General features: G+C 67.3%; 24 protein-coding genes and 1 tRNA gene. 18 read left to right on the top strand and 7 right to left on the bottom strand.

The genetic code is table 11. The features are described from left to right. Positions 1 to 209: 209 nt before the first annotated feature. The 6 genes from ATL45_RS11135 (at position 210) to ATL45_RS11115 (ending at position 5,320) form a co-directional block, all read left to right on the top strand. Positions 210 to 283: transfer RNA gene (locus tag ATL45_RS11135), tRNA-Thr, on the top strand. A gap of 137 nt (positions 284 to 420) precedes the next feature. After that, the gene (locus ATL45_RS38375) at positions 421 to 1,422 is read left to right on the top strand and encodes a DUF6615 family protein (protein ID WP_500691062.1); all 1,002 of its coding nucleotides are present in this window, start codon (positions 421 to 423) and stop codon (positions 1,420 to 1,422) included. A gap of 185 nt (positions 1,423 to 1,607) precedes the next feature. Then, entirely contained in the window at positions 1,608 to 2,693 is a 1,086-nt protein-coding gene (locus tag ATL45_RS11130; RefSeq protein ID WP_170210215.1) for a pentapeptide repeat-containing protein, read from the top strand. Between the two features lie 727 nt (positions 2,694 to 3,420). Next, the gene (locus tag ATL45_RS11125; RefSeq protein WP_246025276.1) at positions 3,421 to 3,888 is read left to right on the top strand and encodes a Uma2 family endonuclease; all 468 of its coding nucleotides are present in this window, start codon (positions 3,421 to 3,423) and stop codon (positions 3,886 to 3,888) included. After that, complete coding sequence (locus ATL45_RS11120; protein WP_246025275.1) at positions 3,885 to 4,607, top strand: LysE family translocator; 723 nt, start codon at positions 3,885 to 3,887, stop codon at positions 4,605 to 4,607. Before ATL45_RS11125 ends, ATL45_RS11120 begins: the two co-directional genes overlap by 4 nt. Positions 4,608 to 5,041: 434 nt before the next feature. After that, positions 5,042 to 5,320, top strand: coding sequence for a hypothetical protein (locus tag ATL45_RS11115; RefSeq protein WP_143121713.1), 279 nt, complete (start codon positions 5,042 to 5,044; stop codon positions 5,318 to 5,320). 278 nt (positions 5,321 to 5,598) lie between these two features. Here the strand turns inward: ATL45_RS11115 and ATL45_RS11110 are convergent, their stop codons facing one another. Then, entirely contained in the window at positions 5,599 to 6,150 is a 552-nt protein-coding gene (locus ATL45_RS11110; protein ID WP_093156400.1) for a DUF1062 domain-containing protein, read from the bottom strand. Between the two features lie 286 nt (positions 6,151 to 6,436). Here ATL45_RS11110 and ATL45_RS11105 point away from each other — a divergent pair, with 286 nt between their 5' ends. The 4 genes from ATL45_RS11105 to ATL45_RS11090 all read left to right on the top strand — a co-directional run bounded on the left by ATL45_RS11105 (position 6,437) and on the right by ATL45_RS11090 (position 10,889). Further along, positions 6,437 to 7,177, top strand: coding sequence for a class I SAM-dependent methyltransferase (locus ATL45_RS11105; protein WP_093156401.1), 741 nt, complete (start codon positions 6,437 to 6,439; stop codon positions 7,175 to 7,177). 124 nt (positions 7,178 to 7,301) lie between these two features. Next, positions 7,302 to 8,399 (top strand): pyridoxal-phosphate dependent enzyme, encoded by a 1,098-nt coding sequence (locus ATL45_RS11100; RefSeq protein WP_093156596.1) that lies wholly within the window; start codon positions 7,302 to 7,304, stop codon positions 8,397 to 8,399. Between the two features lie 175 nt (positions 8,400 to 8,574). Then, positions 8,575 to 9,801, top strand: coding sequence for an ATP-grasp domain-containing protein (locus ATL45_RS11095; RefSeq protein WP_093156403.1), 1,227 nt, complete (start codon positions 8,575 to 8,577; stop codon positions 9,799 to 9,801). A gap of 125 nt (positions 9,802 to 9,926) precedes the next feature. Then, the gene (locus tag ATL45_RS11090) at positions 9,927 to 10,889 is read left to right on the top strand and encodes a ferric reductase-like transmembrane domain-containing protein (protein WP_093156404.1); all 963 of its coding nucleotides are present in this window, start codon (positions 9,927 to 9,929) and stop codon (positions 10,887 to 10,889) included. A 40-nt stretch (positions 10,890 to 10,929) separates the two neighbouring features. Here ATL45_RS11090 and ATL45_RS11085 read toward each other — a convergent pair whose 3' ends face one another. Then, a complete protein-coding gene (locus ATL45_RS11085) occupies positions 10,930 to 11,505 on the bottom strand; it encodes a dihydrofolate reductase family protein (RefSeq protein WP_093156406.1) in 576 nt (191 codons plus the stop codon). A gap of 267 nt (positions 11,506 to 11,772) precedes the next feature. Here ATL45_RS11085 and ATL45_RS11080 point away from each other — a divergent pair, with 267 nt between their 5' ends. The 6 genes from ATL45_RS11080 (at position 11,773) to ATL45_RS11055 (ending at position 16,406) form a co-directional block, all read left to right on the top strand. Beyond that, entirely contained in the window at positions 11,773 to 12,336 is a 564-nt protein-coding gene (locus ATL45_RS11080) for a hypothetical protein (RefSeq protein ID WP_093156407.1), read from the top strand. After that, a complete protein-coding gene (locus tag ATL45_RS11075; protein ID WP_093156409.1) occupies positions 12,333 to 13,013 on the top strand; it encodes a hypothetical protein in 681 nt (226 codons plus the stop codon). Before ATL45_RS11080 ends, ATL45_RS11075 begins: the two co-directional genes overlap by 4 nt. Positions 13,014 to 13,026: 13 nt before the next feature. Next, on the top strand, positions 13,027 to 13,836 hold the full coding sequence (locus tag ATL45_RS11070; protein ID WP_170210214.1) for an AraC family transcriptional regulator: 810 nt from the start codon (positions 13,027 to 13,029) through the stop codon (positions 13,834 to 13,836). A 75-nt stretch (positions 13,837 to 13,911) separates the two neighbouring features. Next, entirely contained in the window at positions 13,912 to 15,318 is a 1,407-nt protein-coding gene (locus ATL45_RS11065; protein WP_093156412.1) for an L-lactate permease, read from the top strand. Positions 15,319 to 15,606: 288 nt separating this feature from the next. Continuing rightward, positions 15,607 to 15,939, top strand: a complete 333-nt coding sequence (locus ATL45_RS11060; RefSeq protein WP_093156413.1) for an ArsR/SmtB family transcription factor — start codon at positions 15,607 to 15,609, stop codon at positions 15,937 to 15,939. Next, positions 15,936 to 16,406, top strand: a complete 471-nt coding sequence (locus ATL45_RS11055) for an SRPBCC family protein (RefSeq protein ID WP_093156415.1) — start codon at positions 15,936 to 15,938, stop codon at positions 16,404 to 16,406. The genes ATL45_RS11060 and ATL45_RS11055 overlap by 4 nt, the downstream gene beginning before the upstream one ends. A gap of 35 nt (positions 16,407 to 16,441) precedes the next feature. Here ATL45_RS11055 and ATL45_RS38370 read toward each other — a convergent pair whose 3' ends face one another. Together ATL45_RS38370 and ATL45_RS11045 are read right to left on the bottom strand one after the other, a co-directional pair. Beyond that, positions 16,442 to 16,816 (bottom strand): VOC family protein, encoded by a 375-nt coding sequence (locus ATL45_RS38370; protein ID WP_093156416.1) that lies wholly within the window; start codon positions 16,814 to 16,816, stop codon positions 16,442 to 16,444. Between the two features lie 48 nt (positions 16,817 to 16,864). Next, complete coding sequence (locus ATL45_RS11045) at positions 16,865 to 17,542, bottom strand: FadR/GntR family transcriptional regulator (RefSeq protein ID WP_246025274.1); 678 nt, start codon at positions 17,540 to 17,542, stop codon at positions 16,865 to 16,867. A 177-nt stretch (positions 17,543 to 17,719) separates the two neighbouring features. On the opposite strand from ATL45_RS11045, the gene ATL45_RS11040 reads away from it, so the two are divergent. Next, a complete protein-coding gene (locus tag ATL45_RS11040; protein WP_246025273.1) occupies positions 17,720 to 19,420 on the top strand; it encodes a 2-isopropylmalate synthase in 1,701 nt (566 codons plus the stop codon). Between the two features lie 177 nt (positions 19,421 to 19,597). After that, positions 19,598 to 20,059, top strand: a complete 462-nt coding sequence (locus tag ATL45_RS11035) for a DinB family protein (RefSeq protein ID WP_093156600.1) — start codon at positions 19,598 to 19,600, stop codon at positions 20,057 to 20,059. 33 nt (positions 20,060 to 20,092) lie between these two features. Here ATL45_RS11035 and ATL45_RS11030 read toward each other — a convergent pair whose 3' ends face one another. From ATL45_RS11030 to ATL45_RS11020, 3 genes are read right to left on the bottom strand one after another with little or no spacing between them, the layout of a single operon-like run. After that, positions 20,093 to 20,296: a DUF397 domain-containing protein gene (locus ATL45_RS11030; protein ID WP_093156420.1), complete on the bottom strand. Its 204-nt coding sequence runs from the start codon at positions 20,294 to 20,296 to the stop codon at positions 20,093 to 20,095. Positions 20,297 to 20,307: 11 nt separating this feature from the next. Further along, a complete protein-coding gene (locus ATL45_RS11025) occupies positions 20,308 to 20,511 on the bottom strand; it encodes a DUF397 domain-containing protein (protein ID WP_093156421.1) in 204 nt (67 codons plus the stop codon). 20 nt (positions 20,512 to 20,531) lie between these two features. After that, positions 20,532 to 21,395: a helix-turn-helix domain-containing protein gene (locus ATL45_RS11020; protein ID WP_093156423.1), complete on the bottom strand. Its 864-nt coding sequence runs from the start codon at positions 21,393 to 21,395 to the stop codon at positions 20,532 to 20,534. Between the last annotated feature and the right edge of the window lie 140 nt (positions 21,396 to 21,535).

The raw sequence follows: 21,535 nt of genomic DNA, 5'->3' as shown, positions 1-21,535 counted from the left end.
GCGGGCACCGAAAGCCCAGCTACGACCAACGACACGGCGGTGCACACGCCGAACCGGCGAACAGCGCGCATCCGACCCCCTCCAAGCGCGAGTGACGGGCATCACTGTGACCTCAACGATGCCCCGACGCCCGAGTGACGCCTGAGTTGGACGAGCCCGGGGGTCGCGCGCACGCGCCTGAGGCGGCCCGCTACACTTGACCGCGCAATGCCGCCTTAGCTCAGTCGGCCAGAGCGACGCACTCGTAATGCGTAGGTCGAGGGTTCGATTCCCTCAGGCGGCTCGCTCGGAAAACCGCAGGTCACGCTCGTGACCTGCGGTTTTTTCTTCCATGGTTGTTCGTGAACCTTCTGCTGTTTGGGCCGTTCGGGTGTACCCAGGTGTCGGCCGGGTACGTCCGTGGCAGGGAGGAGATCCGTGATGTCCTGCTCCTGCGGACGCGCGATCGAAGACGACTTCTCGTTCTGCCCGTCCTGCGGTGCTGAGGTCGGCGGCCGGAACAGCTCCCGATCCGCATCGTTCTGTCGCACGTTCAGGGAATGTGCCGAGTGGACATTCGGTCGGCTGGTTCTTGGTTGGCGCTCAGGGATCCCGTTGCGGGAGGACACGGTCAGCGAGGTCAACCTGCAGGGCATCTACCTGTCGCATCGCGACCGCGTTTCCGTCCGGCGCTTCTCGCCTCGCGAAGAGTCACATGCTGGCGCTGACTGGGAGTGGTGGTTTCACGTTGGGGGCCGCGGCTTCGGGTTGCGTGTTCAGGCCAAGCGCGCGAGCAGGGACAACTCCTACCCGTTGCGCCACAAGGTCGGTGGAAGGCTGCAGAACGACTTGTTGATCGAGGATGCGGTGGCTGCGGGCTGCCTCCCGATGTACGTGCTCTACAATCACGATAAGCGGCTTCCGCAAATGCCCTCTGCCGGTTGCGCGCACAGCCCTGACACTCCGCGGTTGCGGGGTTGCAGCATCGTGTCTGGTTTGACCGTCCGGAGAGCACTTGCCGACGAAGCCAGGCCGCACGTCTACACCCGCAAGCACAGCATTCCGTGGAACGAGATCGTGTGCGGCGACGACACGGATGGATCGCTGCTTGAGCTGGTGCACGATCGCGTGCGCGAACTCCATTGGAAGGGATTGGGACAAGTCGCCGATCTTCCGGAGGATCGGTTGCAGTGGGGAGAACGTCCTGGAGGCCTGGACCAGTCGCTTTCGAAGTTCGTCACCGGTGCAACGCTCGATTCGACCCGATCTGCCGACCTTCTGGAAGACCGTCGCCTTCGAGAATTGGCAAGAATCGCAGCGAGGCCGACCAGGTCCCGATTGCCTGGACGGGTGCTGGAGATGATCGATAGACCTGAAGCAGAGGCCCCTGACGCTCGAATAACGCACACCGTGATCGTGAACCTCGCTCCAGGCCGTGGCTGATGTTACTGGGGTGCCACGTACCACGTGATGAGCGGTTCACGGGGCGACACCCAGCCTCGGCTGGTGGATTCTTAACCGTTTCTCAGAACCGGTGAGGGATCTTCGCCTTCGGCGAAGGACCCTCTTTCAGTGCATCTGATCGAAAACGTCCACTTGGGCGGGCCCGGCTGCGATCATCGATGACCATGGCGCAAGGTGCACCCGACGGCCCCCGCAAAGTCCTGGGCTGGCCCACCATCTGGATCGCCGCCGCGATCATCCTGACCGTCACCATCGGCTCCGGCGTCCTGCTGTTCTGGATCTACCCGCCGCCCGGTTCCAAGGAAGCCCTCGACATTATCCGCACTGCGGGAACGTTGGGAGTGGGGGCCGGCGGGGCTGCCGCGTTGTTGTTGCATGCACGGAGGCAGCGATCGACCGAGGAAGCGAACGAGATTGCGCGGAAGGCCAATGAAGATACTCGGTACGATGCGGAGGAGCGGCGGATTACCGAGCTACAAGCTCAAGCCAACGAGCAACTGGGTAGTGAAAAGGCCTCTGTTCGGCTCGGCGCATTAACACTCCTGAAGCGCCTTGCCAATAGTTACCCGAAGTACCAGCAGGACATAGTCGATATCCTCTGTGCGTATCTGCGGATGCCTTTTGCATGTCCGGATGAATTTCTTGCTGGGATCAAAGTTGGCGCGAGAGTATCGGGAAATGATCTAATAGAATTGCACGAAGAACTTCAAGTTCGGCTGACCGTCCAGCGTATGCTTGCGGAGCGCTTGCGGTCTGCTACTGACGAGGGTGCAGGTGGGCGTACGAGCGGGGATTTTTTGAAAGATATAAGCCTCAACCTTGCGGGCGCTACGCTTGTGGATTTCGATCTGTCAGGGTGCCGCGTCAAACAAGGCGACTTCGGACGCGCGCTTTTCATGGGTTCGGCCGTATTTAACTGCGCGACCCTTGATGATTCGTGGTTTGTCGGGGCGCATTTTGATGGCCCCGTCGACTTCAGTGGAGCATGTTTTGAGGGGAACGCTCCATTCGCAGGTTCAACCTTTTCTGTGTCTCTTTGGGGTGGAGCAAACTTTCAGGCTGTCGCCGACTTTGGGGGCGTTCGATTTGGGCTTCTAACCGGCTTCTCCGAAGCCGAATTTGAAGGTGAGGCCAGGTTTGGCGACGCGTGCTTTGGGGGCGTTGTCTCGTTTGCGAAGGCTCGTTTCGCGGGATCATTTCCGCTGCGCAGGGCGCGTTGTTGGGATAAATACAGAGATCGAAACGTATGACCTGTTGGCTGGACCACGCAATCGCCCGAATCCGACGAGGGCGGGCGCATCGAAGGCGAGGAAGGCGTGTGGGGCTACGTCGTCCCTGCCGAGGAAGCAGAATCTGCGGCGACTGACGGCGACAGCGAGGGCAGCGAAGCGGTTGCAGTTGGCGATCACAGAGAGTCGTGAGCTTCGTGCGGTGTCATCGACGGTCCGCGGCGGGATCTTATCGTCCACAGTGGTCTGCGGCGTGGGGCAGATTGCCCCACGCCGCGCTATACGATGCTATCTGCCGATCGGGCTAGATAGCTATGTTGACCTGCGGCGGAACCGCCCAGCTACGCGACGCTTCGAAGCGCTATGAGGCCGGAATGACACTCGTAATGCGTAGGTCGAGGGTTCGATTCCCTCAGGCGGCTCCGCAGCGGTCAACCCGCTGACCTGCGGCGGGAGCTCAGATCGCTGATCTCAGCTCCCGCCGCAGAGTCGTTTTCGCTCCTTGTTCGATCGTCCGTGGGTGGTCCGGTCAGAGTCGGCGCCGTGGTGCGTAGCGGTTTGCCCGCTGATCGAGACTGATGAGTTTGCTTGATGCGCAGTACGCTGGGCTGAGCGTTGGCCGTCCGTTGAGCATGTCAAGGGGGTTCGCCATGACCGCCGAGGTGATTGCGTCGGCCTAATGCATGCGCCAGTCACTGCGGAGGAGTACGACTCCTGGTCGGCAGCGCAGTGCGCGGGTGTTGAGGTTGTGGACGGCCTCATCACTGTCTGCCGCAGCGCTTCCAAGCGACACAATCGTCTGGCGCGGATTCTGGCGAACGCCCTGGATGCTGCCGCTGGGCCGGAGTGGAACGCCGACACGGACTTCGACGTCCGCTTGCAGGACGTACCGCTGACCAACCGTCGCCCGGATGTGGTCGTGTACCGAGCGGACACCATCGACATCACGCCGACTCGTCCCGATCACGTGCTGCTGGTGGTCGAGATCGTCTCTCCCGGTTCGGAGACCACCGACCGGATCGTGAAAGTCGCTCAGTACGCCAAGGCCGGCATCCCCTTCTACTGGCGGGTGGAGCAGAGCGTTCCAGGCGTCCCGCTCGTCTACACCTACCTCCTCGATCCGGCCAGTCGCGTCTACCGCGATGGTGACGTCTTCACCGGCGTGGTCAAGGCTGTGGCGCCGTTTTCAGTCGAGATCGACATCAGCACGATTTGATCCTGGTCGGTGGCTTTGATCACCACGTCTCCTCGCAGAATTTCCTAGAACGGGCGAGTGTCGGCGGATACGTTCGCTCGGTGGAACTTGTGCCGCTTGCTTCGTTGGTCGGTGTTGTGGTGTTGGAGTTGGGGATGGTGCTGACTCCTGGGCCCAACATGGTCTACCTGGCTTCGCGGGCCATCTCGCAGGGGCGGCGGGCCGGGCTCGTTTCGCTCGCCGGGGTTGCTCTCGGGTTCGTCGTGTACCTCCTCGCCGCCGCCGCTGGGCTGTCCGCGCTCTTCGCTGCCGTGCCCGAGGCCTACCACGTGGTCAAACTGCTCGGTGCCGCGTATCTCGGGTGGATGGCTTGGCAGATCCTGCGGCCCGGTGGGCGGTCGCCGTTCGAGCCGCGTGAGCTGGCCCCGCACTCCGCTGCGCGGTTGTTCGGCATGGGTTTCCTGACGAATCTCCTGAACCCCAAGATCGCACTGCTGTACGCGGCGCTGATCCCTCAGTTCATCGATCCCGCGCTGGGTGCGACGTGGTGGCAGTTCATCCAGCTCGGGGCCGCGCAGATCGTGATCGGTGTGGGCGTCAACGGGCTCATCGTGCTCGCCGCGGCTGCGCTCGCCGGGTACCTGGCCCGCCACCCGCGCGTGCTCCAGGCGCAGCGTCTCGCATCTGGCACCCTGCTGGGTTTCTTCGCCGCGAAGATGGCCATCAGCCGACCCAACTGAACTGCGGCCCAACGTGCGGGATGATCGTTCGCGGCCATCGGGGAAGCGATTCAGGAGGCGGTTTTGGCTCGATCACGTCGGATCAGGCCTGCTGGCGAGGACCTGGCGGAGTCGCCCTTCGTCTCCACCACGCTTCCTCCCATGGAGGACGGGTACTGGACGGAAGAGCGGATGCGCAACGCCGTCCCGGCCGGGCCGAGGGTCGTCTACCCCCGTGCGGTGCTGGTATCCGGAGGGATGTTCTGTGGGGTGGCCGTGATACTCGCGGCTGTGCTGATCGAGAAGCTGCGTCGTTCGAGCTGATCACGGTGCGTGCCGGGGTGACCGCCGCTCCGGTGAACATCTCGATCAGTGGTGGTCACCGGCTGGCTGTGTTGGTGCTCTGGCGGTTTTCTCGCTCCTGCAAGCAGGTTCCAGGAGGGAGATCGCTGATCATGATTCTTCGTCTCGCCCGGTCCGCGGCGGCAGTGGGTGTGCTGGCCGCCGCGTTGGGGTTCGCGCCCGCCGCTCAGGCCACCTCGCCGGCGGCCGTGCCCGTCGTCCTGGCCAGCATCGATGACTGCGTCGACTACGCCGTCGCGAACGGCGGCAACGAGCACCTCGCGGCCTTCGCCTGCCACGAGGCCAACCTCACCGACTGCTACCGGATCTTCCGCGACAACTACGGCCCTCAGCAGTGGGCCGTGGACGCCTGCAAGCTCCGCACCTCCTAGTCGTACTCGGAAGCCGGGCCTGCAACGGGAAGTGCTTCCGTTGCAGGCCCGGAGTTGTCAGTCGCAGTACTGCGCCGTTGCCCAGTGGGTGCCGGGCAGCAGGTGGGCGACGTGGCGGGCGTTGTGGGCTATAACGCCAACGCCTACGTCAAGGCGTGCTGGCGGGCCGAGGACGAGGACGCGGCCATCCGGGCCCTGCAGTCGTTCACCGCGTCGCTCCGCAAGGAGATCGGCAGCGACTAGGGCCTGCCCGGTGGTTTGCCGGGCAGGCCCGTTGCTCAGCGCTTGAGCGTGAAGGTGAAGTCGCCGGAGAGCTTGCCGCTCAGCCGGACTGCCGAGACGATTCTTCCTTCGTCGAGCAGCCTTTCGGCCTCGGCTCGAGAGAGGCCGAAGCCCTCGGCGATCAGCCGCACCGGCCGGACCGGGATCCGGGCGTCGAAGCGGACGGCGACGTCGATCGCCTCGTCGTCCGCGGGCTGTTCCGTTTCACCCGTGTCCAGGCGCCAGGCACCGTCCCAGTCCAGGGCGATGCGGTTGCGGCGCTGCACGACCGGGTCTTGGAGCAGTTCGGCGGCCAGACCGGGATCGTTGTGGTGCAGCCGGTCCAGCAGCTCGGCTCGCACGGTGCGGACGTGCACCCGCTCCATGATCGTGAGCTTCGCCGTTTCCCCGCAGTCGGTGCAGAGCACGAGGAGCCAGACGTCGATGAGCTTGTGGTTGGCGTTGACGCGGAATTTTCCGTTCGCCCGGAAGCGCTCGGAGGCGCACGAGTGGCAACGACGGCGGACTAGCGGCAGGCAGGTGGGCGTGACCACCCAGTTGTTCAGCACAGATGTACACCTGTTTCAAGTGAGAAGTTCCGCAGCAGACATCAGCGCGACGCGGATGCGCGTCGCGCGATGAATCAGCGCTCGGGAGGTCTCACTTGCTGTACAACGGCACGCCTTCGGCTCGACGGCTCGGTCCACCGGAGAGTAGGCGCGCACGGCGGCACCGCTCAACCGGTTTTCCGGGGTGATGCCGCCTGTCGTGAACTTCCGGGAACCAGCCGTCGGAAGCGGCCGACTACTGACATGACGGGAGCGGTTGGAGCTGCCGAGAGGGAGGCCTAGCGCCTTGAAGTGGTACGAGGACGACTCGCTGTGGTCCGACTTCGCGCCGACCATGTTCTCGGCGGCGCGCGCGGAGTCCGCTGCCGAGCTGGTGGCCACCTCACCGCTCCTCGACTTTCCCAGCGGGGCAAGGGTTCTCGACCTGTGCTGTGGCCCGGGTCTGTTCCTGGCGCCGCTGGCCGCCCGGGGGTTCGAGGTCACGGGCGTCGATCTCAGCGGGCCGATGCTGGAGCGCGCGAGGAGCGCCTGCGAGAAGGCCGGTGCCGATGTGCGGCTGGTGCGAGCGGACATGCTCACGTACACGGCTCCCGAGGCGTTCGACGTCGTCCTGAACGTGTTCACGTCCTTCGGGTACTTCGACGACCCGGACGACAACCTCCAGGTCCTGCGCAACGCGTGGGAGAGCCTCGCCCCCGACGGGCAGCTCCTCGTGGACGTCATGGGCAAGGAGGTCCTGGCCAGCTGGATCGGTCGGCCCCAGGTGGTCGACCTGCCGGACGGCTCGTACGTGGTCCAGCGGGACGTCGTCTTCGACAGCTGGCGCAGGCTTCGGACCGACTGGACGCTGGTGCGCGGCACGTCGGCGCGCACGGCGTCCCTGACGTCCTACCTCTACAGCGCCGCTGAACTGCACGACCTGTTCGTGGCCGCCGGCTTCGCGGACGTGGAGATCTTCGGCGGCTTCGACGGTTCCGCGTACGACAACCACTCCCGGCGGTTGATCGTCCGGGGACGCAAGAAGTGACGCGAACCGCCAGGTCCGCACGCGGTCCGCCCCCACCTCGGCGAGGACGGCAGCCTTGCGCGCACGCCGCCGCCCTCTCGTGGCCAACTGCCTGGCGCTCGCAGCCCTGGAGGACCGGTACGCGATGTCACCGCACCACGAGAACCAAGTTCCCCCGTCCACCACCACCGCCGCACCCGTCCACGAGCACATCACCGACGCGTTGAAGACACCGGATCTGATCCGGCTGAGCGGCAACGTCGTGCTCGCCCGCTTCGAGACGATGAAGGTCTACGCGGCTCTGGGCGCCGTTCGCGCGCTGCTGCACCGCGGGCGCATCGTCCCGGGGCAGACCGTCATCGACAGCTCCAGCGGCATCTACGCCCTGGCGCTCGCCCTGGCCTGCCACCGCTACGGCTTGCGCTGCCACATCGTGGCTTCCACGACCGTCGACTCCGTCATGCGCGCGCAGCTGGAGGTCCTGGGCGCGACGGTCGACCAGATGCCTCCGTCCCAGAACCTCCAGCTCGACCAGGAACGTCGCGTGCGTCGTGTCCGCGAGCTGCTGGCCGACCGCCCCGACTTCCACTGGATGCGGCAGTACCACGACGCCATCCACCACGCCGGGTACCGGGAATTCGCCGACCTCGTCACCGGCGCACTGCCCGACGTGCCCCTGACCGTCGTCGGCGCGGTCGGTACGGGGGCGTCCACCGGCGGGCTGGTGCAGGCGCTGCGGGAGACAGGGCGGACGGTGCGGCTGGTGGGGATCCAGCCGTTCGGCAGCGTCACCTTCGGCAGCGAGCACTTCAGCGATCCCGAGGCGATCATCGCGGGCATCGGGAGCTCCATCCCCTTCGAGAACGTGCGGCACGAGCTGTACGACACCGTGCACTGGCTGGACTTCCGGCACGCCATGGCCGGCGCGATCGGCCTCCTGCAGGAGCACGCGACCTTCGCGGGACTGTCGACCGGGGCCGCGCACCTGGTCTCCTCCTGGGAGGCGCAGCGCGATCCCGAGCGCCTGCACCTCGTCCTGGGTGCGGACACCGGTCACCGCTACGCCGAGCGAGTTTTCGCGCGGCACACCGAGGCGCAGGACATGCGCACCCTCCGGCCCCGGCCCATCCGAACCCTCGGCGAGCTGCGTCCGCCCTGGTCGGTGATGGAGTGGGGACGGCGTCCCGATCCCGCGGCAGCACGGCCCGGCCGATGCGCGGCAGCGTCGAACCCGTGGAGGTGACGCCATGACATCCCTCGTGCCAACCGGAGTCCTACTCAACCGCACCTCAGGGGACCGTGATGCAACCCAGCCACAAGAAACCGCCAAACGTGAGATTGACTCCGGACGCAACCACCACTGAAAAACGCGGAGAGGCGGACAAGGGAGAGGTGGACAAGGGAGAGGCGAACCAGCCATGACCATCGCAGCCCTGGAATCCCTGTCCTTCGGCCTGGGCCGCATGGCCGCAGCGGCGGCGGAAGCCGGGCACGAGCTGTGCCTGCTCACCGCGGACCGGTCGGTCTACCGGCACGAACTCGGCACCCTGCCCGACGACGCGCTCACGGTCATCGACGTCGACACCTTCGACGAGACGGCGACCCGCCGCGCGCTGGCCGCCCTGCCCGACCTGGTCGGCCTGCTCAACACCACCGACACCTGGAGCGTTCCGGCCGCCGACCTCGCTGCCGAATTCGGGCTCCCCGGCCCGGATCCGGCCGCGGTGCGGCTGCTGCGCGACAAGTACCAGGTGCGTGAGCTCCTGCACCGCCGAGGACTGAGCCGGAGCGGTGCCGTGCGCGTCGCCCCGAGTCCGGGCAGCGCCGACGAGGTGGTTCGTGCGGTCGGTCTGCCGGCGGTGCTCAAGGACTCCTCGGGCACCTCCTCGCGCAATGTCTGGATCGTCCAGGACGAGGAAGCACTGCGCCGCACGCTCGACGAAGCCGCACAACAGCAGTTCATGGGGGAGTTGTTCGCGGAGGCGTTCCTGGCCGGGCCGCTCTACAGCGCGGAGACGCTCAGCTGGGACGGTGTCACCCGGCTGCTCGGCGTCCTCAGCCGGCAGACGTCCCGGCAGCCCGCGGTGCGGGAGGAAGCCGCCGCTTTCCCGGTCGCTCTGCCGCAGGCCGAGTCGAACGCCATCGAGCAGTGGGTCGGAGATGTCCTGAACGCGGCGGGTCATCGCAGCGGGTTCGCCCACGTGGAGTTCGTTCTCACCACCGAGGGGCCGGAACTCGTCGAGATCAACCGCAGGATCGGCGGGGCCCTGGTCGGAGAGGTCATGTGCCGCTCGCTCGGCACGAACGTGTACACCGCCATGGTGGAGGAGGCGCTGGGCCGCAGGCCGCGCCTCATGGACGCCCCGCTCGACCACAGCGGTCCTGCGCACGCCTTCGTCCTCGTCTACGCCGACCGGCCGGGTGTTCTCAAGGACTGGCACGGGCTCGACGAGCTGGCCGCCTTTCCCGGCAACGTGCGCTGGTACCCGACCAGGGCGCCGGGAGACGTGGTCCCGCAGGTGGGGGATCAGCGCGGCTGCACCGGAATCGTGCTGGCCGAGGCCGCGACGGCGGAGCTGGCGCAGCACCGGGCGTGGAGCGCGGCCACCCGCGTGCGCCCCGTCGTCGCCGACAGCGGCCCGTGAACCTTTGCGGTGGCGGGAACTTTCGCGGCTCAGCTCCGACTCATCCAACAGTGCGTCTTGGCGCGCCGTGCTCCGGCAAGGCGACGCACCCGCTCACCTGCCGAAGCGACCGAAAAGGCTGCACGATGACGTCATCACCAGCGCAACCCGCCTCCGAACCGGCCGAGGACCACGTCGCCGGGAAGCGGCGCCCCACCCTGCGGTCCGACCTGCGCGCCTCCGTACCCGACGGCCTGATCGCTCTGGCCGTGACCGGCGCGGTCTTCGCGCTCCTCTACGCCCGCATCCTCGCCGGGACCTCCTCGACGGTGTCCGTCATGCCCTTCATGGCCGACGCGGAGAAGTTCTGGGTGTACTTCCTCAGCCAGGCGTTCGGCTGGTCGGCCCTGCTGTGGGCCTGGATCACCGTCGTCCTCGGACTTCTCCTCTCCGGCCCGCGCCCTTCCTGGTTACCGCTGTCCGGCCAGCGACTGGAACGCCTGCACCGCACCACCAGCCTCAACACCATCGCGCTCATCGCCGCCCACGCGCTGCTGTTCGCCGCCGAACTGGTCCGGGCCGACACCGCGGGCTGGTTCTCCGCGCTCGCCACGGCTTTCGTGGAGACCTTCGTCCCCGGCGGCTACGACTCGGGCACCGGCAAGATCGCCATCCCCATCGGGCAGGCGGCCCTCTACCTGGCCATCCCGCTGGGCCTGCTCTTCTACGTCAGGCACCGCATCGGCCCCAAGACCTGGCGCGTCCTGCACCGCTTCGTGATCGCCGTGTACGTCCTGAGCGTCTGGCACACCCTCCTCTACGGCACGAACGTCTGGTACGACGGCTGGTTCCGCACCACGATCTGGTTGCTCCAGCTCCCCATCGCCGCACTGCTCCTGGTGCGCCTGCTGCGGCCGGCCCGGCGCTCGGAGAAGCTGCGCGGCCCTCGCACCCACACCGGCTCACCGACGGGCTGGGTCGTGCGCCTGAGCGGCCGTCTCGCCATCGTCGGCGTGATCGCCGCCCTGATCGGTGTGATCATCAGCGGAGCCGACGGCGGCCGCACCGCGCCACCCGCGGACACCTCTTCCAGCCACGTGCACGACTGATCGCCCCCCCGCGCACGGTGATGTGCGCGGGGACGGGCGGTCAGCGGATGACGTCGTAGACGAGCTTCTGGATTCCGTTGGAGTAGGACTCGTTCTCGACGAGCTTCAGGTTCTGCTTGTCCTTGTCCGCATCGCTGAAGAGCTTCTTGCCCGCGCCGAGCAGGACCGGGAAGAGCAGGAGGTGGTAGCGGTCGATCAGGCCCGCGTCGGAGAGGTTGCGGTTCAGCGTCGCGCTGCCGTTGATGATGATCGGGCCGCCTTCGGTCTCCTTGGGGGCGGCCACGTCGTCGAGCGAGCGCAGGATGTGCGTCTCGCCCCAGTTGGTCACCAGGTCCTCGTCCTTGAGCGTCGTCGACACGACGTACTTCGGCATCGCGAGGTAGCCCGCGAACTCCTCGGTCATCTGCGGCCACACCGGGGAGAACGCCTCGTAGCTGACGCGGCCCAGCAGCAGCGCGGTGGCCTCCTCCTGCTCACGCCCCTTGATCTCGAAGGCGGCCGGGTCGAACTCGATGCCGTTGAAGGTCCAGCCCGCGTTGCGGTAGCCGGCCTCTCCGCCGGGGGCCTCGACGACGCCGTCGAGCGAGACGAACGCGGTGGTGATCAGGGTGCGCATCTGGTTGCTCCTGGGTTGTTCTCGGCTTGCTCTCGTCAGGACATCGAACGAGGTGCCCCGGAATCGACACATCCGCCGAAAAATTTCTGACGAACCGGTTCAAGCAGGTCAGAGGGGTCTTCGGGCGCTCGTGGAGTATCTAGTGGGTGATCGCGCCGCACTGACACCACGGCAGCCCACTCGCGCTCGCTGGCTTCTGGCTTTCACTGGCATCCCGTAGCCTTGCCAGGATGATCTGCCCGCCTTGCGTGCAATGTCTGGGGAAGCATGAACAGCGACGAGCTGCGTAGTGCTGAGCAAGCACTTCGCGACGTGTTGACGGGAACCAACCTTGAGTGGGTCCTCGGCGAGGTCGATGCCGCGATCGCGGCTGGCGTACCCGAGGAGAAGATCCTTCGTCGCCGACGTCCGCGTCAGCGCAGCGACGACCGTTCCTATTCCGATCCGGCGGAGATGGCCGCGTTGTACACGGTCGAGGATCGTCCAGAATTCGGGTCAATCGAGTACGGCGCTTCGAGCAAGAACGGCACTCTCGTCATCAGCACTCGGAAAATGACGAACGAGGAACGTGTGCAGCTACTCCTGGATGCGCTGCAGCGAGTACTGGTGGAACTGCCGGAGATCGAGGTCGCGACGTTGAAGAACCTCCACGTCGATGAGAACGAACCTACGATTGTGCGCAGTGCTGTTAGGGGTGTCTCGTTCGAACCTGATGAGACCGCGCAGTCTCGTCCGGGGCGGTCCGCTTCTCTCAGTGACCGAGTTCCCCTCGATCATAGGGAGCTGCTGCGAGGGCTCTTCACCGCGGTGTCACGTGAGGTGCGCAGGTGAGCGAGGTCAATCGGTTGATCGGCGAGATCAGTCGCCTGTTGGCGACTGGCGCGGTTTCCTACGACTCGATGTCTCGAGCATCCGATGTCTACGAGGGATACATCTTCTCACTGCTCGTCGATACCGCGAGCAGGCACGGAGCCAGGGTCCACTACGAGGACGTTCACGGGGCGTACGCCCGAGAACTCGTGTTCAGGACCGGCCCGGGGCAGCTTTACGCTGATAGCCACCCCTACACGCATGCCGTGATCGAGTTCGATGGTGCTCCACCGCTTGAGGTTCATCTCGGTGTGTACGTCCAGGGGACGTCGGGTGTTCTGCACGAGTGCGACGTGCTGGTTCTACCGGTCGAGGAGGCTGAGTTGAGTCGTACGCAGCGGATCGCGCCTCGCGGGAGCCAGTGCGTGCTCGTCATCGAGTGCAAGTACTACGTCTCCAGCCTCGGAATAGGGCTGGCACGCAATTTTGAAGGCTTACGCGCTGATATCCGTACTCAGAATGAACTCTTCGTCTCCAATACCGGTTCTTCCAGCATCGTGCGGTATCTCGATGCGCGGAAGCGCGGGTTTGAACGAAATGTCGTACCAAACTCCCCGCAGGCGGTCTATCTCCAAGCAGAGGTCCGGAAGGCGTTCAAGGGCTACCTGAGCAAGCACTCGCCTTCTACGGTGATCTGAGGACTATATGCCGGTGGTCGAGGAGCACGCGCGGTTGTGGACCGCGGCGGCCAGCTCGCAGGTCGAGCTGTTCGCCGCGCGGTTCGAGCGGTTCGCCTTCGACCGGCACAGCCACGAGCAGCTCTCCGTCGGCGTCATCGAGCAGGGCGCCGAGGGGCTGCACGTGGTCGGCGGGAAGGTCGTGATCCCGGCCGGGCAGCTGGTCATCCTCAACCCCGGGCAGGTGCACACCGGGTTCGCCGCGGCCGAATCCGGTTGGCGCTACCGGATGTTCTACTTCGACACCGCGATGGTCGAGGAGCTGGCCCGCGAGCACCTCGGCACCCCGGACGTGTGGTTCCCCGAAACCGCTGTGCGGGACGCGCGGCTGTTCTCCCGGATGCGCTGCGTCCACCAGGCGCAGGAACAGGCCGAGGATCCGCTCACCGCGGAATCCTTGCTGCTCGAAGGCTTGGGCGCGGTGCTGCGCCGACACGCCCGCACCGGCCCGGCGTCCGCCGGGGGAAGGCCGGAAAGCCGTCAGGGCGCCGATCTCGCGCGGCAGCTGCTGCACGACCGGTGGGCCGATCCGGTCACGGTGGCCGAGCTCAGCGCCGCTGCGGGCATGCCGCGGACCACGCTCATCGCCGCTTTCCGGCGCGCGTACGGGTTGCCGCCGCACGCCTACCTGCTCCGGTTGCGCGCCAACCGCGCTCGGCGGCTGCTGCTCGCCGGGCAGCGGCCCGCGGACGTGGCCGTCGCCGCCGGGTTCGCCGATCAGGCCCACCTGACGCGGATCTGCAAGCGCTACTTCGGCGTCACGCCCGGCGCGATCCGCCCGTAGCGGGACTTTCGTTCAAGACCGCCGACCGTCCGCGGCACGAGGCTGTTGCGCGGCGCACGACGGAAGGCGAGCGAAATGGTGTGGACGGCTGCGGTTTCCCCGCTGGTCCTGGTGTTGGTGATGATCACCGGTTTGCGCAGGCCCGCGCATTGGGCGGCGCTCGCCGGAGCGGTGCTGGCGGTGGCCCTGATCTGGTGGCTGCCGGACTTCGCGCTGCCCGCTGATCCGGCGGCGGACGCAGGCGGCGCGGGGCTGCTGGTGCTCAACGCCGCCGCGGTGATGCTGCCCGGCGTCTACCTCAGCCAGGTCCTCACCCGGCGGGAGGTGCACAGGTCGCTGCAGGAGTGGGTGCGGGCGCTGCCGCTGCCCGGCCCGGCGAAGATCGCCCTGGTCGTCGCGGGCATCGCGCCCACGGTGGAATCGCTCACCGGGTTCGGGGTGTCGCTGCTGGTCACCGTGCCCGTCCTGCTGGCGCTCGCGCCACCGGCGACGGCGCTGCGGCAGGCCATGCTCGGCATGAACATCATGCCGTGGGGAACGCTCGGCCTGGCCACCGTCATCGGCGCCGCGCTGGCGGGCATGGACACCGCCGCGCTCGGCACCGCGACGGCGATCACCAGCAGTCTGGTCTTCCCGCTGGTGGCCGTGTGGGCGACACTGCTGGTCCGGCCGCGACGCCGGGTCCTCTCCGCTGCGGTGGCGGCGGGCGTGGGCGGGATGCTGTCGCTCGGTCTGCTCGCGCTCAACTGGATGGGCGTGGTCGAGGCGGCCGGAGTCGTCGCCGGGCTGCTGACCACCGCGATCGCGCTGGTGCCGGGCCGCGCCGGGGCCGGGAGGTTGTTGCCGCCACGTGCGGTTCTGGTGGCTTACGGGCTGGTGCTCGGCGGTATCGCCGTCAGCCGCGCGGCGATCGCGCTCGGGGTTCCGCCGCTGGAGCTGCGCGCGGGCGAGACCACTTTCGCGCTGCTGTCCTCGCCGGGCTTGCCGCTGTTCGCCGCCGCGTTGCTGCTGGACCGGGGACGGTTGCGCGGAACGGAGGTCCGCGCTGCCTTCGCCCGCGTCGGCAGGCCGCTGCTCGCGCTGGCCGGATTCGTCGTGCTCGGCCGGCTCATGGCGGGCAGCGGGATGATCGGTGAGCTGGGCGCTGCGGTCGAGGCGGCGCCGCCGCTGGTCGCCGTGCTGGCCGCGCCCGCTCTCGGCATGCTCAGCGGTTTCATCACCGGGTCCAACGTCGGTGGCAACGCGCTGATGATGCCGCTGCAGGAGCGGCTCGCGGCGAGCGGAGTCGGCGAGTGGTTCGCGGCCGTGCAGAACAGCGCGGCGGGGCACGCCGTGTTCACCTCGCTGCCGATGATCATGCTGGTGCTGGCGGTGGCCGGAGATCGCGCGGAGACCGAGGAGCACACCTTGCTGCGCTTCGGCCTCGGCGTGGCCGCCGCGGTGTACGCCGCGCTGGCGCTGGTGGCGGTCGTCGTGTCGTGACGCGAGTGGAGCTCCGGCCCGGCCTGCCCTTCCGGGCCGGAGCTCCGCGCCGCTAGCCGTTGGTGACGGCTCGGACCGGGCCGGTGCTGAACACCGGCTCCCGGTCAGCGGCAGATGCACCCGCCGTTCGACGGGTTCCAGGCGGTCGGTCAGCCGCAGCGGCTCGTTCCCGTTGCGGTGCTGCCGCGAACAGGCTGACAGCACCGGCGGGCGCGGCACGTCGGCAGAAATACCGCCTCAACACTTAGCCCTTGCGCTAAGTGTCGGGGCCGGGCAATACTTAGCCTCATGGCACAGTATTCGGCTCAGCTGGACGGCGTGTTCGTCGCGCTCGCCGACCCGACCCGGCGCGCCGTCGTGCGGCGCCTCGGGCGCGGGCCGATGAGCGTCGGTGACCTCGCGAGCGAGTTCCCGATGACCCTGCCGTCGTTCATGAAGCACGTGCGGACGCTCGAATCGAACGGGCTCATCCGCACGGTCAAGTCCGGTCGGGTGCGCACCTGCGTGCTCAGGCGCGAGCGGCTCGCCGTCGTCGACGACTGGCTCGCCGAGCAGCGCCGCATCTGGGAAGAGCGCACCGACCGCCTCGAACAGTTCGTCACGGGGGAGGACAACTCGTGAATCCCGACCTCGACCTCGGCCTGGAGCGGATCATCCGCGCCCCGCGCGCGACCGTGTGGAACGCGTGGACCGACCCGGCCCGGCTCGCGCAGTGGTGGATCCCGGCGCCGATGCGCTGCCAGGTGGACCGCCTCGACGTCCGGCCCGGTGGTGCGTTCGTGACGCGGATGAGCGAGGACGGCGAGGAGTTCGTCCCGCACCTGGACGCGTGCTTCCTCGCCGTCGACGCGCTGGAGCGGATCGTGTTCACCAACGCGGTCGACAGCTCGTGGCGCCCGGCGAACCCGGCACCGATCGCGATGACCGCCACGATCACGTTCGGCGAGCACCCGGATGGCACGGACTACCGGATCGTCGTCCGCCACGGCGACCCGGAATCCCGCGCCCAGCACGAAGAACTCGGCTTCGCCGACGGCTGGGGCACGGTCGCGACCCAGCTGGCCGCACTGGTCGAGGGCACCCGGTGAAGACGGGAACGCGCGGATTCTGAACGGGGGCGCGTTCAGGCGTTGCGCTCGGCGGCGCTGCGCTCCACGCAGAACTCGTTGCCCTCCGGGTCAAGCAGGGTGACCCAGCCCAGCCCGTCCGGCCTCCGGTGGTCCTCGTGCGGAGTCGCGCCGAGGGCGAGGATGCGCTCCACCTCCTCGTCCCGGCTGCGCTCGGTGGGCATCCAGTCGAAGTGGATGCGGTTCTTGACCTGCTTGCCCTCGGGAACCCGGATGAACAGCATGCCCGGCTGCGGTTCCGGCGCCACCACCAGCACTTCGGGGTCGCCCGGGTGGTCGTCCTCGGAGAGCGGCCAGCCGGTGACCTCGCTCCAGAACGAGGCGAGCCGGTACGGATCGGCGCAGTCGATGGTCACGTGGCGGAGGATCATCCGGTCACCGTAGCCGGAAAGTGCGCGTGCGCAACGGAGTTCGAGCACTCACGGTCGCGAGGGCGCGACGTGGGCGAGCAGTTGCTCGAGGTGCGCTCGGGCGGTTCGGGCCGCTTGTTCGGGGTCGCCGCCGGTGATGGCGGCGACGATCTCGCGGTGCTCGGCGTGGTCCACCGGCCGTGGTTCCGGCAGCAGGGCCAGCATGTCCAGCATCGCTTCGCGGACCCGCTCGGTCAGCGAGTCGAACAAGCCCGTGATGATCGTGTTGTGCGCGGCGTCGACCACCGCGCGGTGGAACGCGATGTCCGCGTCGACGAACTCCTCCGCCGTGCCGTCCTGGAGTTCCGAGCGCCGTGCGATGGCCCGCTCGATCGCGGCCAGGTCGTCGGCGGTGCGCTTGGTCGCGGCCAGCCGGGCCGCTTCCACCTCCACCGCGATGCGTCCCTCCACGACCTCCGAGATCACCGCCTTGCGGACCGTGGTCGGCCAGTCCTCGACCGCTTCGGTGCGGATCACGTACACGCCCGAGCCGTGCCGCGGTTCGAGCACACCGCGGCCCGCGAGCTCGCGCACCGCCTCGCGGACCGTCGAGCGCCCCACGCCGAACTCCGCGGCCAGCGCCGTCTCGCTGGGGATCTTCCCGCCCACCGGCCAGTCGCCGCCGGCGATGCGCTGCAACATCGCCTCGGTGGCCTGCTCCGACAGCGGGTAGCGGCGCAGCGACACGACTGCCTCCAGGGTTATCGGGTTGTCTGAGGACCTGATCTATTGTACGTTGCCGATCATGTGGTTGGGAGCTCGCGGCCTTATCCGCCGCAGCAGGGGTTGATCGCATCGGCGCCCCCTGCTGCGGGGTGAAGTCGTGCGCCGGTGGCGACCCGTCCGACGAACACGGAAGACGAGATGACCTCCCACCACTGGAATCCGCAGCGCCCATCAGGAATGCCCCACCACCGCTACCGGAGCGCCTTCGACCGCGTACCGGTCCCCGAGATCGACCGGGAGTGGCCGCGGAACCGGATCACGCAGGCCCCGCTGTGGGTGCCCGTCGACCTGCGCGACGGCAACCAGGCCCTGGCCGAACCGATGGACCCGGCGCGCAAGCGCCGCTTCTTCGAGCTGATGGTCTCCATCGGCTACAAGGAGATCGAGGTCGGCTACCCGTCGGCATCGCAGACCGACTTCGACTTCGTCCGCTTGCTGGCCGAATCCCGGCTGGTGCCCGAGGACGTCACCGTCGTGGTGTTCACCCCGGCCCGGCGGGACCTCATCGAGCGCACCTTCGAATCGATCGCCGGCCTGGACCGCGTGGTCGTGCACATGTACACCCCGACCGCGCCGCTGTGGCGCGACGCCGTGCTCCGCGCCGAACGGGACGAGCTGCGCGAGCTGATCCGCCGCGCCGGTGCGGACGTGCTCCGCTGCGGCGCGGACCGGCCCGGCATCAGGTACGAGTTCTCGCCCGAGGTCTTCAACCTGACCGAGCCGGACTTCGCGCTCGAGGTCTGCAACACGATGATCGACCTGTGGGACGCCTGCCCCGACCGGCCGGTCATCATCAACCTGCCCGCAACGGTCGAGGTGGCGACGCCGAACGTCTACGCGGACCAGATCGAGCACGCGAGCAAGAACCTCGACCGCCGCGAGGACGTGATCCTCTCGGTGCACCCGCACAACGACCGGGGGACCGGCGTGGCCTGCGCCGAGCTGGCCGTGCTCGCGGGCGCGCAACGCGTCGAGGGCTGCCTGTTCGGCAACGGGGAGCGGACCGGGAACGTCGACCTGGTGACGCTCGCGCTGAACCTGTACTCGCAGGGCGTCGATCCGATGATCGACTTCTCGGACATCGACGCGATCCGCGACACCGTCGTGCACTGCAACCGGATCGGCGTCCACGAGCGGCACCCGTACGCGGGCGAGTACGTCTACACGGCCTTCTCCGGCACGCACCAGGACGCGATCCGCAAGGGCTTCCAGCGGCACGCGGTGCGGGCGAAGGAAGCCGGTGTCCCGGAATCCCAGGCCCGGTGGGAAGTTCCGTACCTGCCGATCGATCCGCACGACGTCGGCCGGGACTACGAGGCGGTGATCCGGGTCAACAGCCAGTCGGGCAAGGGCGGCATCGCCTACCTGATGCGGACCGAGCACGGCCTGGAGCTGCCGCGCGGATTGCAGGCCGAGTTCGCCCGCGTCGTCCAGCGGCACACCGACGAGACCGGCACCGAAGTCGACGCGGACACGCTGTGGAAGCTGTTCTCCGCGGCCTACCTGGAACACCCCGAACCGGCGGTGGAGCTGGTCGGCTGGTCGGTCGAGCACGTGCCGTCCGGTGACCGCCTCACCGCGACGCTGCGCACGAACGGCGAGACCACGACGCACGAGGTGACGGCGGAAGGAGCGGTGTCCGCCCTGGTGCTGATGCTGGCGCAGCACGGCCGGGAGGTGGAGATCGTCAACCTGATCCAGCAGTCGATCGAGCCGGGCCGCTCAGCGCGCGCGGCGACCTACCTGGAGTACCGGACGAACTCCGGAACGGCCTGGTCGGTGGGCATCGACGTGTCCACCACCGCGGCCAGCCTCCGCGCAGTGCTCGCCGCGGCTTAGCCGGGCTCGTCGTGCGCAACGGTGTCCGAACGTCGTTGCGCACGGCCTGCCGGTTGTCGGAGAGCCGGTGCAACATCCGGTCGTAGGGTGGAACCCATCACCGCGGCCGGATCGCGGCAACACCGAAGGAGTGCTGTGGAGAGGATCAGCCCGCCGACCAACGGTTCGGAGCGCGAGATGCTGCGAGCGCACCTGGACTTCCACCGCGCCACGCTGGCGATGAAGTGCACGGGCCTCGCCGACGACGACCTCCGCCGCCAGTCGGTGCCGACGTCGTCCCTGACGCTGCTCGGCCTGGTCCGGCACATGGCGGAGGTGGAGCGAGCGTGGTTCCGCCGGACGATCAACGGAGAGCACGACCTCCCGCTGGTCTGGTCGAACGCCGGCGACTTCCAGAAGGCGTACGACGCGACCGACGCCGACCGCGACGAAGCGTTCAAGGCCTGGCAGGCAGAGGTGGAACACGCCCGCCGCATCGAGCAGGCGGCGGAATCCCTGGACGTGACGGTGCACAGCGCCCGCTGGAAAGCAGATGTGTCACTGCGAGCGGTGATGCTCCACATGATCCACGAATACGCCCGCCACAACGGCCACGCAGACCTCATCCGAGAAGCCACCGACGGAACAGTCGGGGTTTGACGAACCCGTTCTAGCAGGTGAGGACCGCGTGCCTCAGCCCTGCTGCAGGCGGGAGGTGAACGCCGCCCACTGCTCGGGCGAGAACATGAGCGTGCCGCCGTTGCGGTCCTTGGTGTCGCGCACGCCGACGGCACCTGCCGTCAGTGCCACCTCGACGCAGTGGGCGTTGCTAGCGCTGTGACTCGACTTCTGCCAGCGAACATCGGGGAAGTGGCTGGAAGCATGGCAAGCGCTCATGCTCGCTCCAGTCAGCTTTGCTGGAGTCGGGTGGTGAACGACGTCCACTGCTCGGGGGAGAAGACGAGTGTGCCGCCGTTGCGGTCCTTGGTGTCGCGCACACCGACCGCACCGGCCGTCACTGCGACTTCGACGCAGTGGGCGTTGTCCATGCTGTGTCTTGACTTCCGCCAGTGAGCTTCAGATAAGTGGTCCAATGTTCGGGAAGAACTCATGTTCCAACTGTAAACCGGGTTCACAACTTGCTGGAAGTCTTTCTGATCAGCTCGAACGATTCCTCTCGGCTGAGCGACGCTGATGTCGCGCCTGCGAGCGCGATGGAGTACTCGCGGATCGTTGTGGGGTCTGAGGTGAGCAGGTTTGATGTGATCGATTCTTGCCAGAGCACGCTGGGTAGTTCTTCGTCGGGGAACCCGAGCAGGATGAACGCAGAACCACCCAACGCGTCATGCGCGGCAGCTTCGAACGGGACGATTCGCACCTCGATCGTCTCGGGACGCTCGTCGATGAGTGTCGCCAAGTGCTCAAGTTGCCCTTTGAAGACGCGCTTGCCGCCGACCTGCTGTCGGATCACTGCTTCGCTCATGATCGAGCAGAATCGCACCGGGTCGTCGTCTGTCAGACGACGCTGTCGGAACAGGCGGCAGCGCAACCGCCTGTCCGTCTCGGCGAGGCGCAGATTGGGACTGCCGGACTCGATGATCGCCCGTGCGTACTCCTCGGTCTGGAGCATTCCTGCGACGATGTTGCAAGCGTAGGAGTGGATGCGCTCAGCACCATGCTCCAAGCCGAAGACGCGGATCAGGTCCGGGTTGGTGAACAGCGTCGAGTACTTGGTCCACCAGCCGCGTTCGGTTGCCTGCTCGCGGAACTTGCGCAGCTCTTCCGCTTCGTCATCGTTGAAGCCGTAGACCTCGATCAGGGCATCGAGTCGGTCCGCTGCCAGGTTCTTCTTGCCGTGTTCGACTTCTGACAGGTAGGCGCCGGCGATGCCGATCTGCTTCGCGGCCTCGCCGCCGGTGAGTCCGACGTCCTCTCGCTTTTCGCGCAGTCGCAGGCCAAGTGCCCAGTTGGCGACGGTCGGGGAGCTTGGCGCCATGTCTGATCTCCCTGTGTCGATCACTCGTCAGGTTGATTGAGCTAGATAAATATCCCAGGAACTTCTAGCGTTGCTGCTGTCGGTGACGATATCAGCACGGTCGGTCACCGCCTGGCGGTGGCTCCGGTGCTTGCCCCCTC

Origin of the sequence: Saccharopolyspora antimicrobica (assembly GCF_003635025.1) — a bacterium.
GTDB classification, from domain to species: domain Bacteria; phylum Actinomycetota; class Actinomycetes; order Mycobacteriales; family Pseudonocardiaceae; genus Saccharopolyspora; species Saccharopolyspora antimicrobica.
Note: the sequence above shows the minus strand (reverse complement) of the source record. Positions and strands in the feature narration are given on the sequence as shown.

Coding starts and splice junctions, on each gene's coding strand:
- ATL45_RS11085 (WP_093156406.1), bottom strand. CDS start 11,505: ATGCGCACCCTGATCACCACCGCGTTCGTCTCGCTCGACGGCGTCGTC.
- ATL45_RS11035 (WP_093156600.1), top strand. CDS start 19,598: ATGCTGCGAGCGCACCTGGACTTCCACCGCGCCACGCTGGCGATGAAG.
- ATL45_RS38370 (WP_093156416.1), bottom strand. CDS start 16,816: ATGATCCTCCGCCACGTGACCATCGACTGCGCCGATCCGTACCGGCTC.
- ATL45_RS11115 (WP_143121713.1), top strand. CDS start 5,042: ATGATTCTTCGTCTCGCCCGGTCCGCGGCGGCAGTGGGTGTGCTGGCC.
- ATL45_RS11025 (WP_093156421.1), bottom strand. CDS start 20,511: ATGAGTTCTTCCCGAACATTGGACCACTTATCTGAAGCTCACTGGCGG.
- ATL45_RS11060 (WP_093156413.1), top strand. CDS start 15,607: ATGGCACAGTATTCGGCTCAGCTGGACGGCGTGTTCGTCGCGCTCGCC.
- ATL45_RS11030 (WP_093156420.1), bottom strand. CDS start 20,296: ATGAGCGCTTGCCATGCTTCCAGCCACTTCCCCGATGTTCGCTGGCAG.
- ATL45_RS11090 (WP_093156404.1), top strand. CDS start 9,927: ATGACGTCATCACCAGCGCAACCCGCCTCCGAACCGGCCGAGGACCAC.
- ATL45_RS11130 (WP_170210215.1), top strand. CDS start 1,608: ATGGCGCAAGGTGCACCCGACGGCCCCCGCAAAGTCCTGGGCTGGCCC.
- ATL45_RS11100 (WP_093156596.1), top strand. CDS start 7,302: ATGTCACCGCACCACGAGAACCAAGTTCCCCCGTCCACCACCACCGCC.
- ATL45_RS38375 (WP_500691062.1), top strand. CDS start 421: ATGTCCTGCTCCTGCGGACGCGCGATCGAAGACGACTTCTCGTTCTGC.
- ATL45_RS11065 (WP_093156412.1), top strand. CDS start 13,912: ATGGTGTGGACGGCTGCGGTTTCCCCGCTGGTCCTGGTGTTGGTGATG.
- ATL45_RS11095 (WP_093156403.1), top strand. CDS start 8,575: ATGACCATCGCAGCCCTGGAATCCCTGTCCTTCGGCCTGGGCCGCATG.
- ATL45_RS11080 (WP_093156407.1), top strand. CDS start 11,773: ATGAACAGCGACGAGCTGCGTAGTGCTGAGCAAGCACTTCGCGACGTG.
- ATL45_RS11040 (WP_246025273.1), top strand. CDS start 17,720: ATGACCTCCCACCACTGGAATCCGCAGCGCCCATCAGGAATGCCCCAC.
- ATL45_RS11020 (WP_093156423.1), bottom strand. CDS start 21,395: ATGGCGCCAAGCTCCCCGACCGTCGCCAACTGGGCACTTGGCCTGCGA.